Annotated in this window: 22 protein-coding genes; 13 read left to right on the top strand and 9 right to left on the bottom strand. The window is 70.7% G+C overall.

All coding sequences use genetic code 11. From position 1 onward, the window contains the following. Positions 1-123 precede the first annotated feature (123 nt). On the bottom strand, positions 124-987 hold the full coding sequence (locus AC069X_RS04430) for a phage baseplate protein (protein ID WP_478724951.1): 864 nt from the start codon (positions 985-987) through the stop codon (positions 124-126). A gap of 288 nt (positions 988-1275) precedes the next feature. Beyond that, a complete protein-coding gene (locus tag AC069X_RS04425) occupies positions 1276-1752 on the bottom strand; it encodes a cupin domain-containing protein (RefSeq protein WP_478724949.1) in 477 nt (158 codons plus the stop codon). Positions 1753-2152: 400 nt separating this feature from the next. Here AC069X_RS04425 and AC069X_RS04420 point away from each other — a divergent pair, with 400 nt between their 5' ends. Then, positions 2153-2791 carry an ATP-dependent Clp protease proteolytic subunit gene (locus AC069X_RS04420; protein WP_478724947.1) on the top strand — a complete coding sequence of 213 codons (639 nt, stop codon included), beginning with the start codon at positions 2153-2155 and terminating at the stop codon, positions 2789-2791. A gap of 1 nt (position 2792) precedes the next feature. Further along, complete coding sequence (locus AC069X_RS04415; RefSeq protein ID WP_478724945.1) at positions 2793-3395, top strand: ClpP family protease; 603 nt, start codon at positions 2793-2795, stop codon at positions 3393-3395. Between the two features lie 83 nt (positions 3396-3478). Here the strand turns inward: AC069X_RS04415 and AC069X_RS04410 are convergent, their stop codons facing one another. Beyond that, positions 3479-3919 carry a helix-turn-helix domain-containing protein gene (locus AC069X_RS04410; protein ID WP_478724943.1) on the bottom strand — a complete coding sequence of 147 codons (441 nt, stop codon included), beginning with the start codon at positions 3917-3919 and terminating at the stop codon, positions 3479-3481. 117 nt (positions 3920-4036) lie between these two features. Next, the gene (locus tag AC069X_RS04405) at positions 4037-4411 is read right to left on the bottom strand and encodes a hypothetical protein (protein WP_478724941.1); all 375 of its coding nucleotides are present in this window, start codon (positions 4409-4411) and stop codon (positions 4037-4039) included. An 843-nt stretch (positions 4412-5254) separates the two neighbouring features. On the opposite strand from AC069X_RS04405, the gene AC069X_RS04400 reads away from it, so the two are divergent. After that, complete coding sequence (locus AC069X_RS04400; protein WP_478724939.1) at positions 5255-5383, top strand: Rieske 2Fe-2S domain-containing protein; 129 nt, start codon at positions 5255-5257, stop codon at positions 5381-5383. Here AC069X_RS04400 and AC069X_RS04395 read toward each other — a convergent pair. Continuing rightward, complete coding sequence (locus AC069X_RS04395; RefSeq protein ID WP_478724937.1) at positions 5367-5804, bottom strand: hypothetical protein; 438 nt, start codon at positions 5802-5804, stop codon at positions 5367-5369. The genes AC069X_RS04400 and AC069X_RS04395 overlap by 17 nt on opposite strands. A 102-nt stretch (positions 5805-5906) precedes the next feature. Here AC069X_RS04395 and AC069X_RS04390 point away from each other — a divergent pair, with 102 nt between their 5' ends. Further along, complete coding sequence (locus AC069X_RS04390) at positions 5907-6173, top strand: GlsB/YeaQ/YmgE family stress response membrane protein (protein ID WP_478724935.1); 267 nt, start codon at positions 5907-5909, stop codon at positions 6171-6173. 276 nt (positions 6174-6449) lie between these two features. Here the strand turns inward: AC069X_RS04390 and AC069X_RS04385 are convergent, their stop codons facing one another. Together AC069X_RS04385 and AC069X_RS04380 are read right to left on the bottom strand one after the other, a co-directional pair. Beyond that, positions 6450-7511, bottom strand: a complete 1062-nt coding sequence (locus AC069X_RS04385; protein ID WP_478724933.1) for an SRPBCC family protein — start codon at positions 7509-7511, stop codon at positions 6450-6452. A 4-nt stretch (positions 7512-7515) separates the two neighbouring features. Continuing rightward, complete coding sequence (locus tag AC069X_RS04380; RefSeq protein ID WP_478724931.1) at positions 7516-8535, bottom strand: histone protein; 1020 nt, start codon at positions 8533-8535, stop codon at positions 7516-7518. A 233-nt stretch (positions 8536-8768) separates the two neighbouring features. On the opposite strand from AC069X_RS04380, the gene AC069X_RS04375 reads away from it, so the two are divergent. From AC069X_RS04375 to pip, 9 genes are all read left to right on the top strand, one after another. Continuing rightward, positions 8769-9125 (top strand): gas vesicle protein GvpO, encoded by a 357-nt coding sequence (locus AC069X_RS04375; protein ID WP_478724929.1) that lies wholly within the window; start codon positions 8769-8771, stop codon positions 9123-9125. A 28-nt stretch (positions 9126-9153) separates the two neighbouring features. After that, positions 9154-9639 carry a gas vesicle protein GvpJ gene (gvpJ, locus tag AC069X_RS04370; RefSeq protein WP_478724927.1) on the top strand — a complete coding sequence of 162 codons (486 nt, stop codon included), beginning with the start codon at positions 9154-9156 and terminating at the stop codon, positions 9637-9639. A 3-nt stretch (positions 9640-9642) separates the two neighbouring features. Further along, positions 9643-10359, top strand: a complete 717-nt coding sequence (locus tag AC069X_RS04365) for a GvpL/GvpF family gas vesicle protein (RefSeq protein ID WP_478724926.1) — start codon at positions 9643-9645, stop codon at positions 10357-10359. Between the two features lie 65 nt (positions 10360-10424). Beyond that, positions 10425-10670, top strand: a complete 246-nt coding sequence (locus tag AC069X_RS04360) for a gas vesicle protein GvpG (protein ID WP_478724924.1) — start codon at positions 10425-10427, stop codon at positions 10668-10670. 57 nt (positions 10671-10727) lie between these two features. Next, complete coding sequence (locus tag AC069X_RS04355) at positions 10728-11129, top strand: gas vesicle protein (protein ID WP_478725119.1); 402 nt, start codon at positions 10728-10730, stop codon at positions 11127-11129. After that, positions 11126-11986, top strand: coding sequence for a GvpL/GvpF family gas vesicle protein (locus tag AC069X_RS04350; protein WP_478724922.1), 861 nt, complete (start codon positions 11126-11128; stop codon positions 11984-11986). The genes AC069X_RS04355 and AC069X_RS04350 overlap by 4 nt, the downstream gene beginning before the upstream one ends. After that, entirely contained in the window at positions 11983-12219 is a 237-nt protein-coding gene (locus AC069X_RS04345) for a gas vesicle protein (RefSeq protein WP_478724920.1), read from the top strand. Before AC069X_RS04350 ends, AC069X_RS04345 begins: the two co-directional genes overlap by 4 nt. Further along, a complete protein-coding gene (locus tag AC069X_RS04340; RefSeq protein WP_478724919.1) occupies positions 12209-12631 on the top strand; it encodes a gas vesicle protein K in 423 nt (140 codons plus the stop codon). Before AC069X_RS04345 ends, AC069X_RS04340 begins: the two co-directional genes overlap by 11 nt. Before the next feature lie 456 nt (positions 12632-13087). Next, the gene (gene pip / locus AC069X_RS04335; RefSeq protein WP_478724917.1) at positions 13088-14050 is read left to right on the top strand and encodes a prolyl aminopeptidase; all 963 of its coding nucleotides are present in this window, start codon (positions 13088-13090) and stop codon (positions 14048-14050) included. Positions 14051-14346: 296 nt separating this feature from the next. Here pip and AC069X_RS04330 read toward each other — a convergent pair whose 3' ends face one another. Both AC069X_RS04330 and AC069X_RS04325 read right to left on the bottom strand, forming a co-directional pair. Beyond that, positions 14347-15048 (bottom strand): hypothetical protein, encoded by a 702-nt coding sequence (locus AC069X_RS04330; protein WP_478724915.1) that lies wholly within the window; start codon positions 15046-15048, stop codon positions 14347-14349. 295 nt (positions 15049-15343) lie between these two features. Continuing rightward, positions 15344-15757 (bottom strand): chorismate mutase family protein, encoded by a 414-nt coding sequence (locus tag AC069X_RS04325; RefSeq protein ID WP_478724913.1) that lies wholly within the window; start codon positions 15755-15757, stop codon positions 15344-15346. Between the last annotated feature and the right edge of the window lie 150 nt (positions 15758-15907).

The raw sequence follows: 15907 nt of genomic DNA, 5'->3' as shown, positions 1-15907 counted from the left end.
TCAGCCGCGGCGCGGGCAGGGCACGGCCCGGCGCCATTCGACGACGTCGTGGCCCGGGCGGGTACTGCTGGACGTCCGCCCGGCGCGGGCCGCCGGGCGGACGGGAGGACAGGAGGCCAGGAGTCAGATCAGCGCCTTCTTGTAGAAGATGCTGGAGCGCCGGTCGCCTTCGACGCCGGTGGCGAAGCCTACGAAGAGACGGGCCTCGCCGGCGTCCGTACGGTAGACCGCCAGGCCCTCGGGCTCGCGGAAGTGGAGGGTGGAGCCGGCCTTGGTGAGGACAGGGCCCTGCTTCACCGTGCCGGTGTTGATGTCGATGCTGGTGATGTAGGAGTTGCCGTCGCCGGTGGGGGTGCCGTCGCCCGGGTAGGCGTTACCCGTCAGGTAGTACATGTACGAGCCGTAGAGGGCGTAGCCCTGCGCGGTACCGGGGATGGACGGCTGCTTGAAGTCGACCAGCGGCGAGCCGAAGCCGCGCGTCTCGAAGGCCGAGAGGGGATACACGGCGATGCGCTTGCCGGCGCTGGTGTGGTAACGCACGATCATGCGCCGGTGGACCGGGTCGACGGAGCACGTGTATTCGGTGGCTCCGGAGATCGGCCGGTAGGCCGCCGCGGCCGCCGGCGAACTCAGGGTGGTGTCGGCGGTGTAACGGATGGGCGCGAGGGCGGTGCCGTACCCGTTGTCGTTCGCGTCGCACTCGATCCACAGCTCCGTACCGGAACCGCTCGGCAGAGCGGCGAAGGCGACGCCGTGGCCGAACCCGTTGAGGTGCATGTACGACAGGTAGTTTCCGTCGAAGTCCATCTTGTTGATGCACAGGTCGCCGGCGGACTCGGGGCTGTCGTCCCGCTTGGTCGCGACGAAGAGGTACTTGTTCACCCAGTCGAAAGCGAAGCTCTGCTGGACCCGGGGACCGTGCGTGTTCTTGGACCGGAACAGGTCGTACGACGGCTCAGCGAGGTCGAACCGCTGGGTCCCGGGCACGTCGGCCGACGCCGTCTGCGCGCCGACGCCGAGCCCGAGGGCGGCGAGTGAGGCTCCCGCGCCGGCGCGTATGAGGCCGCGGCGGGAGAGAAGGCCCAGCGGGCGCCCGTCAGGGCTCCTCTCACCCCCAGCCCCGGTCGTCGCGCTCGGCGACGCCGACGGTGTCCACGCGCACCTGACCGCTGTTGGTGGCGATGACGCCCCAGTACTCCGCACGGTCTCCGGACACCTTGTCGGCCGTGCCGTGATACGGGGCGTCGATCGCCTGGGGAGAGCCCCCGCTGGTGGTCAGGCGTGCTTGTCCGCAGGGTGGTGGGTGGGCTGGACCGACCAGGCCGGGGGTTCGTCGTTGCCCGAGTCCTCGTCGCGTTCCGCGTCGGCGAAGGTTGCGTGGATCTTGTCCGCGGCGTGGTGAACCGGGGCGTAGACCGCGTAGAGCTGCATGGGCTCGTCGCCGGTGTTGGTGACGTTGTGCCACGTGCCGGCGGGTACGAAGACCGCCCAGCCGTCCTCGACCTCCTGGTCGAAGTCGAGGCGGTCCTTCGCGCTGCCCATCTGAACGCGGCCGCGGCCCGCGTCGAGCCGGAGGAACTGGTCGGTCTCCGGGTGTGCCTCCAGGCCGATGTCCTCGCCCACCGGGATCGACATGAGGGTCAGCTGGAGGTACTTCCCGGACCAGGCGACGGACCGGTAGTTGGCGTTCTTCAGCGTCGCCTGCTCAAGGTCGAAACTCTGAGGTTCGGGCCCGATGTCCTTGATGGTCATGCTTGTCTCCCGGTCGACGGAGGTGGTACGTGGTACGCGTTCGGGCGCAGGATGTGCGCCGGGGCCAACCCTTCCAGACTCACGGGGGCGTTGTGACCCGACGCCAGTGACATTCAAGCCGCGCGTGAAGGACGCCACGACGCCGTGGACCGGGTTCGGCGACGGATCGCGGAGGGGGAAGCGCCGGGCCGCGCTCCCCTGCCAGCCGTTGATCCGGAGCTGAAGACGTGGAGCAGACCGTTCGACTCCAGCGTGGGTAAGGAACTGATCAGGTTCGACTACCAGTGCCGTGACGTCGTGTCCGCCCCTGGCGGATCTGCCGGGGGCAGAGGAACGACGTTCGGGAGGGTCCCGGGGGCAAGAGTGGAGTCAACGGCATCCGCCCCGACAAGGAGAAGAGATGACTCCCCTCACCATGCTCGCGCCCCGCGCGGAAGAGGGCGACACACCGCCCGGCCACTTCGACGACCACCTCGCGGCCAGGCTGCTCGACCAGCGGATCGTCTTCCTCGGCACCCAGGTCGACGAGGTGTCGGCCAACCGGGTGTGCGCGCAGCTGCTGCTGCTGTCTGCGCAGGACCCGCGCTCCGACATCAGCCTGTACGTCAACAGCCCGGGCGGGTCGGTCACCGCGGGTCTCGCCGTCTACGACACGATGCGGCTCATCCCGAACGACGTCTCGACGCTGGCGATGGGCTTCGCCGCCAGCATGGGCCAGTTTCTGCTCACCGTGGGAACGCCCGGCAAGCGGTTCGCGCTGCCGAACGCGCGGATCATGATGCACCAGCCCTCGGCGGGCATCGGCGGGACCGCCGCGGACATCGAGATCCAGGCCGAGAACTTGGAGTTCACCAAGAAGGCCGTCGAGCGGATCACCGCCCAGCACACCGGGCAGAGCGAGGAGACGATCGCCCGGGACGGCGACCGGGACCGCTGGTTCACGGCCGAACAGGCCAAGGAGTACGGGATGGTGGACCGGGTGGTGGAGTCGCTCGCCGACATCCGCCCGGCCACGCCGCGCCGACGGACGGGGCTGTGACATGGGGTCGTACACGGTTCCCTATGTGATCGAGCGGACCACGCAAGGCGAGCGGTCCTACGACGTCTTCAGCCGGCTGCTCAACGAGCGGATCATCTTCCTCGGCACCGAGATCGACGACGGGGTCGCCAACGCGGTCATCGCGCAGCTCCTGCACCTGGAGTCGGCAAGCCCGGAGCAGGAGATTTCGATCTATCTCAACTCACCCGGCGGATCGTTCACTTCCCTGATGGCGATCTACGACACGATGACGTTCGTGCAGGCGCCGATCTCCACCTTCTGCGTCGGTCAGGCGGCGTCCACGGCGGCGGTGCTGCTGGCGGGAGGAGATCCCGGGCGACGGTTCGTGCTCCGGCACGCGCGAGTGCTGCTCGGCCAGCCGGCCAGCGGCGGCCGGCAGGGGACGGTCTCCGACCTCAGTCTCGCGGCCAAGGAAATGGTCCGCATCCGCTCGCAGGTGGAGGAGGTCCTGTCCCGGCACACGCACCACGACGTGGCGACGCTGCGCGCGGACATGGACCGGGAGAAGGTGTTCACCGCCGAGGAGGCCGTGGCCTACGGGCTCGCCGACGAGGTGCTGAGCCGACGGTTCGCGTTCGTCTGAGCCCGCGCGGCCGTGGCCGAGGGCCGGGCGCGCCGGCCGGTCGGGCGGGCGCGCCCCGTCGTACCGGCCGTCGCCCCGTCCGGTCAGGCGGCGAGGCAGAAGCCGTCGTACTGCGCCGTGGGCGACGTGGGGGAGGTACGGCCCCGCACCCCCCGGCTCCGGGCGTGCCGGGCCAGCTCGTCACCGACGAGCAGGAGCACGTCGGCGAGGCCGAGCCCGAGGGCCTGGGCGGCGGCCGCGAGCACCTCGGAGGATGCCTCCTTCCGTCCGCGCTCCACCTCCGACAGGTACGGCATCGAGATCCGGGCCGCCTCCGAGACGTCCTTCAGCGTGCGCTCCTGGGCGAGCCTCTCACGCCGCAGCACGGCGCCGACAAGGTCACGCCACAGGGGCTCCCTCGGCGCGCGTGGCTGTGGACCCCCCACGGGTCGCCGCGGGGCGCCGGCCGACCCGCCGGAGCCGGGCGCCGGGGCCTGCGGGCGCAGGGAGATGACGCGGGACTCGTTCGGCGCATGAGTGCTCACTCCCCTCACCCTAGGGACCCGGGGCACGGAGGGAAGGCCCTGGCCTTCTGCCCTGAGTGAAGCCTGCCGGTGCCCGGGTTCCGGGCACGGCACGTATGTCAGGGCACCCCGACGAAGTCAGTGGCTCTTACCACTCTTGGTGAGGGGCGGGGGCGGGGTGGATCCCGGCGGCTGCGGCACGGCCGGGGTCCACACCCGGACAGCGGGACAGACGAGCAGGTCCGGCTCGCCTCGCTCCACAGGGCATCTGGTCTCGAAGATCTCCCCGGTCGTCGTGACCACCTCGACGATGACGTCGTTGCCGGTCTCCGCGATGGTGATGCCACAGGGGTTGGGCGGGTACCCGGTGGAGCTGGCGGAGAGGTTGTACCAGGTGTAGGCGGGGTCATCCGGGTTGTCCGCGTTGAAGTCGTAGACGCCCGCCAGCGCCGTTCCGTTGGGGAGCAGCACGCCCTTGTACTTGACGTCGTTCTCGTCCCAGGAGGTGGACACGTCGACGCACGGGCCTGTGGGACCGGCCGGCCCCTGAACGCCGGCGGGACCCTGCGCCCCCGTCGCACCCGTCTCACCCTGGGGGCCCTGGGCGCCCGTCGCACCCGTCTCACCCTGCGGACCCTGGGCGCCAGTCGCACCGGTCTCACCCTGGGGGCCCTGGGCGCCCGTCGCACCGGGTTCACCCTGCGGACCCTGCGCACCGGCAGGCCCCTGCGCTCCGGGCTCACCCTGCGGGCCCTGCGCACCGGCAGGTCCCTGCGCTCCGGGCTCGCCTTGCGGGCCCTGGGGACCAGCCGGGCCCTGCGGGCCGGGAACGCCCTCCGGCGGGCACTTGTCCCCGTGCCACGTGCCGTACTCGTCATCCTCATCGGCGCCCCCGCCCTTCGACGGACGGCCATCGGGATGGTCGTGCGAGCCGCACGGGCTGCTCCCGCCGACCGTCGACGGGGCCGCCACTGCCGTGACCACCGGCTTGCCCGCCGCGACGGCGGGGCCCGCCATGCCCACGAGCAGGAGCGAGAGGGAGGCCAGGGATCCCCCCGCAGTCCAGGCCCGGCTACGGGCAACGGGGCCCAGCACGGACCCGAACCTGTCCACACGACTCATCGAAGCGCTCCTCCGGAACGTAACGGCCGACCGGGAGCGGCTCCCGGCTCGACCAGAGGTATGAACGTCCATGGCATAAACGGACAACAACTCCGGCAACTTGAGTCCGAGAGACCCCACGTCCACCCATCGGCCTACTCAGCCCGCTCGATCGGATGCACGGACATCCGCCACGTGATACCGCGACCGTGAGCTGAGGCCGGGTGGCGGGCTTCCCCGTGGACGGGGCGGGACGTGCGCGCGTCGACGGGGTGGACGTACTCGGTGCGCGAGAGCGGTGGAGCCGTCCGCGCGGTGGCGGACCGGTGCGCCCACATGGACGGCCCCCTCTCGGAGGGGAAGACTGCTACTCCACCACGATGAGGGGGAGCACGGCTCCGGTGTCCTCTTGACCGGCAGCGCCCGGACCAGCGACCGCCTGCTTGCGTACACGGACGTACTTCGCCCTGACCGCCCAGGCTCCGAGGTCGGCGGTGTCCGCGCCGAAGTCCTGCCAGGCCCGGCCCCGCCTTCCGTCGTGGGGCGTCCAGGTGACGGGCCTGGTCTCCCACACCGTGACGGTGACGGTCCGGCGCAGGACCTGGTGGAACGCGTCGTCGGGGTCGGCCGGCACGGTGGGGGCCCGTAGGGAGCCGAGGCGGCCGAGGCCGAGGTGGGCGAGCGCGTACACGAACGCCTCCTCTCCCTCGTCGCCCTCGTCGGGCTGCACGGTGACGGCGGTGCCCCCGTACTGGGCAGCGTCGTACAGCGTGGCCCCGAGCACCGGATCGGACCCGCCCGTCATGACGGCCCTTCCGGAGTGACGGGGCGGTAATTTCCGGGGTTCGGAATTCTGCGGGCGGGCAGACGGATTTCATCAACCATACGGGTGGAAAGAGGCGCGTCCATGAGTATCATCGGCTGGATTCTGATGGGACTGATCGCCGGAATCATCGCAAAGTTCCTGATGCCGGGCCGGGACCCTGGCGGCTGCATCGTCACGCCGCTCATCGGTATCGCGGGCGGCCTGCTCGGCGGATGGCTGGGGAAGGTCATTTTCGACGTCGATTCCATTGACGGGTTCTTCGAGCTCTCCACATGGGTCGCGGCCATTGCCGGATCTCTCATCCTCCTGGCCGTCTATCGCCTGACGTTCGGCAGAAAACACTCCTGATGTTCACCAGGAAAAGGCGCCGCGTCCGCAAGTGGCTGAGGCGCCGGACCACGGGTGGCGGATGGGGGCCCCGCGCCCTCGTCCGCCGAGCGTTCAGGCGCCTCGCGCTGTGGGGCGTCCGCGTGATGATGTGGGGCATGCGGATGGCGGTGCGGCGTCTGATCCGCGCCGCCTTCCTCCCGGCTTGACACGCGCGCCGAGCGAAACGGAAAGGGAGCGGGGCCGTCGTCCTTTCGGCGGCCCCTTTGCCGTGCCGACCCCGTGCGCGGATCGCCGTCAGCGGCGGCGTCGCCGGGACCGGGTACGAGGCTCGGCCTCGTCCTCTTCCTCCGGTTCTGCGTCTTCTTCCAGCTCTTCTTCCGGCTCTTCGTCTTCCTCCGGCTCTTCGTCCTCGGGCTCTTCGTCCTCCTCCTCTTCCGCTCCCTCCTCGTCCTCGTACGCCCCGCCCTCGGAGTCGTCTTCCTCGTATTCGTCGTCCGCGTACTCCTCCTCGGGCTCCTCCGCCCCCTCCTCTTCCTCTTCGAGGGCCTCCTCGTGGCTCCGCACGACGTCGCCACCGCGGATCTCGCCCCGCCAGCCGTCCGGCTCCTCGTCCGAGAGGGTCACGTGCCGTGCGAAGTGCTTGAGGTCGAGGCGCAGGCGCCGGCCTTGCGCCCGCCAGAGGTTGCCCGTCTTCTCGAACAGCCCGGACGGGTAGTACTCGACGACCACCAGCACGCGGGTGAGAGCGGGAGCGAGCTCGTGGAAGGTGACGCATCCACGCGTCGTGCCCTTGGCCCCCTCGGAGGACCACACGATGCGTTCGTCGGGCACCTGTTCCTGAACGGTCGCCTTCCAACTACGGGTGGAGGGGCCGACCTTGACCTTCCAGTCGGAGGTGGTGTCGTCGCTCTGGGACACGCTGCGCACGCCCTTGGCGAAGCCGCTGAAGTCCCCGTACTGCGTCCACTGGTCGTACACGACGCGCAGCGGCGCTCCGACGTCGACGGCTTCGAAGATGTGGGTCGGTTTGGATCCGCCCTTGCGCTTTCGGCCGCCGCCGGTCAGTCCGCTGCCGATCTCCTTGACCTTGTCCTTGAGCCCGCCGACGGCCGTCCCCACGGCCGCCTTGAGCGGCGAGTCCCCCTTGAGCAGGCGACCGCCGATGTCCGCCAGGGAACCCTGGTTGTCGGCGATGCCGTAGAGCTGGTCGGTGATGTCGCCCAGCTTGTCCACGGCCTTGTCGGCCAGTTGGTCGGCCTGCGCGGAGAGGTATCCGGCGACTTCGTCGAGCAGCTGGTCGACGCCGGATCCCGAGGCCGAGCCGCCGGAGCGTCGTGCACGGTTCGTGGTGGCCATGGCGCTACCTCCGCGTCGAGGGCTTGCGCGCCGTCGTCTTCTTCGCCGGCGTCGTGGTCTTCCGGGAACCGCCACCGCGGGCCGAGGACGTCGTCCGCTTGGCCGCCGCCTTCTTCGCGGGCGGGCGTGCCGAGGACGTCTTCCTGGCGGCTGTCTTCTTGGCCGCAGCCTTCTTGGCGGTCGTTCTCGTGGCCGTCGTCTTCTTGGCAGGCGTCGTCTTCTTGGCAGGAGCCGACTTCTTGACAGGGGCTGTCCGCTTGGCCGGGGCTGTCCGCTTGGCCGGGGCGGACTTCTTCGCCGGTGCGGCCCGCTTGGCCTGCGGCGTCGTCGTCTTCGTCGTCGGCCTGGACGAGGTGGTCCTCTTCGCGGCCTTCCGGTCAGCAGGCTTCCTCGCCGGCGCGGACTTCCCGGCCGCAGGGGCCGACCGCCCGGCCGCCGGAGGCGTACGCCTGACCGTGCCGGTTCCGTTCCGGCGGGCCCGGCTGGGACGCTCTTCCTCGCTCGGTTCCGGTTCCTCCTCTTCCTCTTCCTCTTCCGCTTCCTCTTCCGGCTCCTCGGGTTCCTCTTCCTCCTCCGGTTCCTCTTCCTCTTCCTCCTCGTAGGGCTCGTCCTCGTACGACTCCTCCTCGTCCTCTTCCTCGGGGGACGCCTCCTCGTACTCCTCGTACTCGTCCTCTTCCTCGTCCGTGTCCTCGTCCGCTTCCCGGCGCCCGCGGGTGAGCTCCAGCGTGCGCTGGTGGAGCGAGTCGGCCAGGTCCGCGAGCTGGCGGTTGGCAGCCGTCTTGATGGCCTCGCGGCCCGCTTCGAGGGCCTCGCCCCGCAGCTGTTCGCCGATCTCGGCGGCCTGCGGCATCTCCCCCAGCTTGCGGACACCCTGGGCCAGGAGCTGGCCGGGCTGGAGCCCGAATCTGCGGCCTGCCAGGTAGGTGGCCAGCGACAGAGCGAGACGGGCCTTCTTCACCCGCCCCAGCACGTAGCCTCCGGCGACGGCGGCCGCCAGGGCCAACTTGGTGGTGTCGTCCATCAGCGCGATCCCTTCCCACACGGTCGATCACCCGGCCGGGGCCCGGGCGGGTGTCCGGACGGTCGGGCCGGAGCGGGTTCTGGCACCCGCGCTTCTTCAAGGGGGCACCTGCTCGCCCTGCCGTCGGATATTCCGGTTTGCCCAAAGAAAATCCGATATGCGAGGTGTGGTGCGGGCTCGGCGGGAAAGGCGCCTAGTCCGTGGAGATCCTGCGCGAGGGAAAGCAGACAGCCATGCCAGAACCGGCTCGCAGCCGTCGCCGCCCGTCCTCGGACCGGCACGACGAGCAGCCCGCCACCCAGCCGGCCGCTTCCCGCAAGAGCGGGGCGCCCAGCGCTGCGGCCGCCCTGCGGGCCGCCGCGCAGCAGCTTTCGGAACTGCTCGGCCGGCTTCCGGAGTCGGTGTCGTCCCTGAGACCCACCGAGGACGGCTGGGAGGCGGTGGTGGAGGTGGTCGAACTCGAACGCATACCCGACACCACCAGCATCTTGGGCAGCTACCGGGTCGAGCTGGACGGGCAGGGCGAGTTGATCTCCTACGCACGGACCCGGAGGTACAGCCGGGGCATGATCGACCGGCAGGGCGGCTGACACCGCCGCGGCCGGGAAGGGAAACATCATGACGGTGATGCCGCAGGGGGCTGGTGGCAGCCTCGCCCGTGGCGGCGGGGGCACGAGCAGCAGCCTCTATGACGTCCTGGAGCTCATCCTCGACCGCGGGCTGGTCATCGACGCCTTCGTGCGCGTGTCCCTGGTCGGGATCGAACTCATCAAGATCGACGCCCGGATCGTGGTGGCCAGTGTCGACACGTACCTCCGCTTCGCCGAGGCGTGCAACCGGCTCGACCTCGAAGCGGGTCCCCACGCCCCCGCCCAGCTGCCGGACCTCGCCGAGAAGATGATCGCCGGCGGGAGCAGGGGCAAGACCCGGGGCGCCTTGAGCGGCGCCCTCGAAGCCGTGACGCAGTCCCTGGGCAGCGGCAAGAGCAAGGGCGAGGACGAGGGCGAGGAACCGGAGGAAGAGGAAGAGGAAGAGCGCCAGGAGGTGCCTCCCCGGCGCCGGCGGACGGCTGCCCGGCGGCCGGTGCGGCGCGAGAAGGAGTGAGTCGTGGCTGTCTACGTCTACGCCGTCGCCCTGCGCGATCACCCCTGCCGGATCGAGGGGCTCACGGGGGTCGGCGCCGACAGCGCCCCGGTACGGCTCGTCCCGACCCGGGAGCTCCGCGCGGTGGTCAGTGACGTCGAGGGCGAGGTCCTCCCCAAGCGTCGGGACCTGGCCGCTCACCAGGCCGTACAAGACCGGCTCATGGCGGACGGGACTCCCCTGCCCCTGCAGTTCGGGTACGTCGCGACCGACGACGAGGCCGTCCGCGAGGTGCTCGAATCCCGTGAGGAGGCCTACCGCTCGGCCCTGGAGCGGGTGCGAGGCTGCGCCGAGTACAACGTGAAGGCCTACTGGGACGAGAGCCGGCTGCTGCGCCGGATCCTGGACGACTCTCCGCCGGCCCGCGGGCTGAACCAGGAGATCCTCGCCGGTTCCCGGGATCCCCGGCTGCCCCTGGAACTGGGGCGCATGATCGCCGACGAGGTCGAGGTGCGGCGCTCGGGCAGGGCGGCGGAGCTCCTCCACCTGCTGGTGCCGCTGGCCCGGGAGCACGCCCTCCACGCGCCCGGCGGCGAGGACTTCCTGAACGTGTCCCTGCTGGTACCGAAGGCCGACGAAGCGGCCCTGGTCAAGGCGCACGCCGACCTCGGCGCGGCGTACGACGACGGCGTCGCGGTCCGGCTGACCGGGCCGCTGCCCCCGTACAGCTTCCTGCCGTAGGGCAGTGCGGCAGCGCACGCGCGTCGCACGGGAAGCGGAAGCGGGAAGCGGAAGGAGCATCCGAGATGGGTCTGCTGGAGAAGCTGCTCACCGCACCCCTGTTGCCCCTGCGGGGTGTGGTGTGGGTGGCCGAGCGCGTACGGGACACGGCCGAGGCCGAGTACTACGACCCGGCGCCGGTATGGGCACAGCTCTCGGATCTGGAACACCGGCTGGAGGCCGGCGAGATCGACGAGGAGACGTACGACCAGGAGGAAGACGTGCTGATCGAGCGGCTGGCGGAGATCGAGCGGTACCGCCGCGGCCGCTGACGGAGGTGAGCGCAGGTGACGAACCCCCTGGACCGAAGGTTCGGCGCGGGACCCGCCATGACCGGCTATCCGCCGAGTTCGTCGGCGAGCCTGGCCGACATCCTGGAGCGCGTCCTGGACAAGGGCATCGTCATCGCCGGCGACATCCGCATCAACCTGCTCGACATCGAGCTCCTCACCATCAAGCTGCGGATCGTGATCGCGTCGGTCGACAAGGCCAGGGAGATGGGCATCGACTGGTGGGAGCGTGATCCGTCACTGTCCTCACTCGGTCACGAACGGTCGCTGGCAGCCGAGAACGACCGGCTGCGCGCCGAACTGGAGGAGCTGCGTGCGCTCCGGCCCGCCGCCGGCGCCCGGGGGGCCGCAGGGGACGAGCGCGAGCCGGAGCCGGAGCCCGTACCGGAGCCTGACCGGCCGGCCGCCCGCCGTACGGCCAGGAGGAGGACCGAGCCGTGACCACCCCCGGCCCGACGCTCACCTACGTCTACGCCGCCACCCCGCCCGCTCCCGTGCTGGCGGAACTCCTGCCGACCCTGACCGGGGTGGCCGGCCTCCCGGTCATGCTCCTGCCGCCGTCGGCCGGCGGGGAGGGCGGGCCCGTCGCCTTCGTCATCAGCGACGTCCCCCGCGCCGACTGGGACGAGGAGGTGCTGAGGGACCGCTTCGAGGACCTCCGCTGGCTGGAGGACACCGCGCGTGCCCACCACCGCGTCATCGAGGCCCTCGCCGCCCACACCACCGTCCTGCCCCTGCGGATGTCCACCCTCTACGAGGACCACACCCGGGCGCTGCGGGCGCTGGACGGACAGCGGCAGGGCTTCGTCACCGTGCTCGCCCGGCTGAGCTCCCGCACCGAGTACGGCGTCAAGGTCTACGTCCGGCCGGCGGACGCCGGCCCCTCGGACGCCGTGCCCGCCGGCGCCGCGGAGCAGGCCGCCGTCAGCCCCGGCAAGGCCTACCTGCGGGCCCGCCGCACCCAGCACGACGCCGCCGAGGACCACTACCGGCAGGCGCGGCTGGCCGCCGACCGCCTCGCCGAGCTGGCCCGCCGGTACGAGGCCGGGCACGTGCGCCATCCCCCGCAGAGCGGCCCCCTGGCCGACTCGGCAGCCGGGGAGAACGTCCTGAATGACGCCTTCCTCGTGCCCGACGCCCGCGCGGACGACTTCCGCGCCGCGCTGCGTGCCGCGGCCGAGGACCTGCCCGGCGTCCGGGTCGAGGTGACCGGCCCCTGGGCCCCGTACTCCTTCGCGACCCTGCCGGAGCCCACGGCCCCGGCCCCGCCTCCGCCCACGGCTCCCCCGGCGCCATGACCGCCCCCGACCTCCCCCGTTCCGGCCTGCCCGCCCGTCAGGTCTCCCTCGTCGACCTCCTCGACCGGCTCCTGGCGGGCGGTGTCGTCGTCACCGGCGACATCGTGCTGTCGGTGGCGGACATCGACCTCGTACGGATCTCCCTGCGCGCGCTCATCAGCTCCGTCACCACCTCGGACCTTCCCCCGCCTTTCCCGGACCCGGACGGAGGACCCCCCCGCCATGGACCCTGACAGCGGCAGGCACCCGGACCGCCCCGCCGCCACCGGCCTCCCCGCCCTGCGGGGCATCGGCGACGTCATGGCGGAGGCCCTGCGGGTCTCACCGGTCTCCCCCGCCGATGCCCCGCCGCCCGCCGGCACCCCCGGCCGGCGGATCCGGACCGGGCCGGACTCGGTGGGGGAAGACCTGGTGAGACTCGTCCTGACCGTCGTCGAGCTGCTGCGCCAGCTCATCGAGCGGCAGGCCCTGCGGCGCGTCGAGGCGGGCGGACTCACCGATGCCCAGGAGGAGGAGCTGGGAGCCACCCTGCTCGCCCTCCACGACCGCATGACCGAACTCTGCGCCCAGCACGGCTGCACCCTCGCCGACCTCAACCTCGACCTCGGCCCCCTCGGCTCCCTCCTCCCGCCCCAGGCTCCATGAGCAGCAGGGGAGGCACATCGCGCCTCCGGCCAGAGACGCGATCCGCACCCTGGAACGCCTGGGTTCTTTCGTTGGCGGCACCGCACACCCACCATCACCTCTACCTGTACCGTCCGAGCGATGGTTGGTGGGACCTCGGTACATGGATGCGGCGTACCTCCCAGTTGTGGTCGCAGCGGTCTTCCATCCGGGCCCCGTGCATCTGGAATACCTTCCGACAGGACCGGGACAGCAGGCGCGGGTCGTCTACGGCGAGGCATGTAGGAGCCGCGGCCACCGCAGACGCGCCACGGATCACCGACCCCCGCGTAGTGCCGCCCGGCAACCGTCTGTGACCAGCCGAGAACCTGGCCCGCCGATCGGGCAGGTGCCGGAGTCGTCGGCGGTGTCACCTCAGCCATGTTGTGTACTACAAGGCCTGTTCATGTTGCATGTGGTTGCCAGGAGGTCTGGAAGATGGGCGAGCTGCACCCGCCGGTCGAGCCGTACGAGAAGGGGTTGCTCGACGTCGGCGACGGCAACCTTGTGTACTGGGAGGTCTGCGGAAACCCGGACGGCAAGCCGGCACTCGTCGTCCACGGCGGGCCGGGATCAGGATGCGGGACCGGGGCACGTCAGTACTTCGACCCGGACCTCTACCAGGTCGTCCTGTTCGACCAGCGCGGCTGTGGCCGCAGCACCCCCCACGCGAGCGATCCCACGACCGACATGCGCCACAACACCACCCGGCACCTGATCGCCGACATGGAGCGGCTCCGGAACCACCTGGGTATCGACCGCTGGCTGCTCTACGGAGGCTCGTGGGGCTCCACGTTGATCCTGGCCTACGCCGAGACCTACCCGGAGCGGGTGTCGGAGATCGTCATCGCCGCCGTCACCACCACCCGGCGCTCCGAGATCGACTGGCTCTACCGAGGTGCGGGCCGGTTCTTCCCCGAACAGTGGGCACGCTTCCTCGAAGGAGCCGGCGGCACACCACGAGACGGTGACATCGTCGCGGCCTACGCCCACCTGATGGAACATCCGGACCCCGCGGTACGGGAGAAGGCCACGGCCGACTGGTGCGCCTGGGAGGACGCGGTCCTGTCCGGGGAGACGAACGGCGCCTCCAACCCCTACGGCGACCGCCCTCCGGCCGCTCAACTGGCCCTGGTCCGCATCTGCTCGCACTACTTCTCCCACGGCGCCTGGCTGGAGGAAGGCGCGCTCCTGCGCGATGCTCACCGCCTGGCCGGAATCCCAGGCGTGCTGGTCCACGGCCGGCTGGACCTGGCCGGCCCACTCGATACCGCATGGGAACTCGCCCGGGCCTGGCCCGATGCCGAGCTGACCGTCGTCGACACCGCAGGCCACCTGGGCAGCGACACGACCCGCGCCCATGTACTCAAGGCCCTCGACAGATTCGCTCACCAGAGATGAGACCGGACCACCCGTCGATCCCGAGCCACTGACACCTCACGTGTCGACGACCGCTGACATATCCGGGTGTCGTCCGAGGGCCATTGAGCCTTCACCGACTTGAAGTCCCAAGGGCTGGTGTGATCGGTCCTCGGGGCGCTCACACTTGCCGCCGCGCCCTCACAGGCCAACCCGACGGAGCGGGGCGTCTCACTCAAGGCTGACAGAGAGGGCGGGTGAGATCGGTGCTTCCGGCGTCTTTGGGGGAATGCCGTAGATCTTGCGCTCGACGCGATTGCGCGGTTCCGGAGCGGTCCTCAGGAGCCGGAAGCGTTGCCGGATGCCGAACCGCCCGACCTCCCGTTGTCGGCGTTCATCCCGGTGCGAGCCGAAGGTGACCGCCGAGGTTTCGGCGGAGGCTTGGGCCGCCGGGTGCGCGATGTCGCCAGCTGCACGGGGACCCCGACATCCGAAAGAAGCGCGTCCAGGGTCTCCTTGAGCCGGCGCCCGTCCGTGTGCTTGGGGTGACCGCAAGCCAGCTCGGCCACGTCATCTCCGCTGAGCAATACGACCATCAGCGTGCGCGTGGCCGGCAGAGGGTCACCCTCGTACGGCTCGACGACGCTCTCGACCAGATCTATGCGTGCCAGGTCGGCGATCGGCATCCAGGGATCCGGCCCACGCGCCCGGATCAAACGAAACCGGGGCGGTTCCTGAGTCAGGGCGAACCGAACGCGATGGACACGACGCAGTGCGCGTGCCGCGACAAAGGGGGAGGCGACAAGAGAGCCGGCCAACGCGACCAGGCCGGCCACGATCAGCGCCTGGGGAAAGTCGACGCCGAAGGCGGCCGTGAACACCATGGTCGCGACTCCCGCGAAGCAGAACAAGATCAGCATCGGCACCAGAGAGGCGAGCGCGATCAGCACCGCATGGCCGCGCGCACCGCCGGTCTCACGGAAGACGAGGTCGGTCGTGTCACCGTCAGGTCCGGGCCGCACCAACTCACCGGGAGGCATACGGCCCAGCCTAGACCCGGCCGCCAACGAGCAGAAGGAGACCGGCATGCCACGATGGGCGGACCCGACCGCCGGGTCTTGCTCACAGCGCACGACGGTCTCCTGCGATTCCGTGCACGCCGGATCCCGAACTGCCGGCACGGGTCACCGCGTGCCGCGCGGAACTGGACGAACTCGAAGAACAGCCGGCCAGGCAGCGGCAGAAGTCGCCGCCGTGCGCCAGGCCGCCGGACCCGTCACGGCCCCTCGGGGTGCCGCGAGCCAGACTGGAGTCGCTCAGCTCGGTCGGTCCCGGTCACGCCGTGCCCGAGGGCTCGTCGAGCAGCCTGCCGGCATCGCGGCGACCGAGGCCGCCACGGCCTGGGCGCAAGTTGCCCGCGCAGACGCGCCTTGAGCAATCGGCCTGGACCAACTCCTCTTCGCCCCGGACCTGGGCCGGACGGTTCGGCTTCGGCACTCGCGCCCTGCGGCCAAGCTCCATCAGAAGGAGGGCCAGTGTCGTGCCACCGGCACCCAACGCCTCGTCATAGCGCCACAGGACCATGTTCTCGCGCGTGAGCTCCGTAGCGGGCAAGCCCGCCTGGACCCGCAGGGCGACGAGTTCCGCGTGAGCAGCGGTTCGCCTGCGGACCAGATCGATGACGGCTTCGTCAAGCTCCGCGACCCTTCGGTGCGCCTGTTCAATGGAGGCGTCTCGGGGTGTGGGCATCCCAACTCCTTCCGGTGAGAGCTCGGGCGGCTGCAGGACGGTCAGGTGCCGGACACCATGGGACTGGCGGTTCGGGCGCGCCTCCAGCACGCCTGACCCTTTACACAACTCCCGGATCACAGGCCGCTGGTACGGCTATTAGGTAAGGCT

It is taken from the genome of Streptomyces sp. NPDC043896 (assembly GCF_056435605.1).
This window is presented reverse-complemented; position numbering and strand designations above follow the sequence as displayed.

Excerpts from the sequence above, each read along its gene's own strand:
- AC069X_RS04425 (WP_478724949.1), bottom strand. The coding sequence starts at position 1,752 with ATGACCATCAAGGACATCGGGCCCGAACCTCAGAGTTTCGACCTTGAG.
- AC069X_RS04420 (WP_478724947.1), top strand. The coding sequence starts at position 2,153 with ATGACTCCCCTCACCATGCTCGCGCCCCGCGCGGAAGAGGGCGACACA.
- AC069X_RS04415 (WP_478724945.1), top strand. The coding sequence starts at position 2,793 with ATGGGGTCGTACACGGTTCCCTATGTGATCGAGCGGACCACGCAAGGC.
- AC069X_RS04395 (WP_478724937.1), bottom strand. The coding sequence starts at position 5,804 with ATGACGGGCGGGTCCGATCCGGTGCTCGGGGCCACGCTGTACGACGCT.
- AC069X_RS04390 (WP_478724935.1), top strand. The coding sequence starts at position 5,907 with ATGAGTATCATCGGCTGGATTCTGATGGGACTGATCGCCGGAATCATC.
- AC069X_RS04385 (WP_478724933.1), bottom strand. The coding sequence starts at position 7,511 with ATGGCCACCACGAACCGTGCACGACGCTCCGGCGGCTCGGCCTCGGGA.
- AC069X_RS04380 (WP_478724931.1), bottom strand. The coding sequence starts at position 8,535 with ATGGACGACACCACCAAGTTGGCCCTGGCGGCCGCCGTCGCCGGAGGC.
- AC069X_RS04375 (WP_478724929.1), top strand. The coding sequence starts at position 8,769 with ATGCCAGAACCGGCTCGCAGCCGTCGCCGCCCGTCCTCGGACCGGCAC.
- gvpJ (WP_478724927.1), top strand. The coding sequence starts at position 9,154 with ATGACGGTGATGCCGCAGGGGGCTGGTGGCAGCCTCGCCCGTGGCGGC.
- AC069X_RS04360 (WP_478724924.1), top strand. The coding sequence starts at position 10,425 with ATGGGTCTGCTGGAGAAGCTGCTCACCGCACCCCTGTTGCCCCTGCGG.
- AC069X_RS04355 (WP_478725119.1), top strand. The coding sequence starts at position 10,728 with ATGACCGGCTATCCGCCGAGTTCGTCGGCGAGCCTGGCCGACATCCTG.
- AC069X_RS04345 (WP_478724920.1), top strand. The coding sequence starts at position 11,983 with ATGACCGCCCCCGACCTCCCCCGTTCCGGCCTGCCCGCCCGTCAGGTC.
- AC069X_RS04340 (WP_478724919.1), top strand. The coding sequence starts at position 12,209 with ATGGACCCTGACAGCGGCAGGCACCCGGACCGCCCCGCCGCCACCGGC.
- pip (WP_478724917.1), top strand. The coding sequence starts at position 13,088 with ATGGGCGAGCTGCACCCGCCGGTCGAGCCGTACGAGAAGGGGTTGCTC.
- AC069X_RS04330 (WP_478724915.1), bottom strand. The coding sequence starts at position 15,048 with ATGCCTCCCGGTGAGTTGGTGCGGCCCGGACCTGACGGTGACACGACC.
- AC069X_RS04325 (WP_478724913.1), bottom strand. The coding sequence starts at position 15,757 with ATGCCCACACCCCGAGACGCCTCCATTGAACAGGCGCACCGAAGGGTC.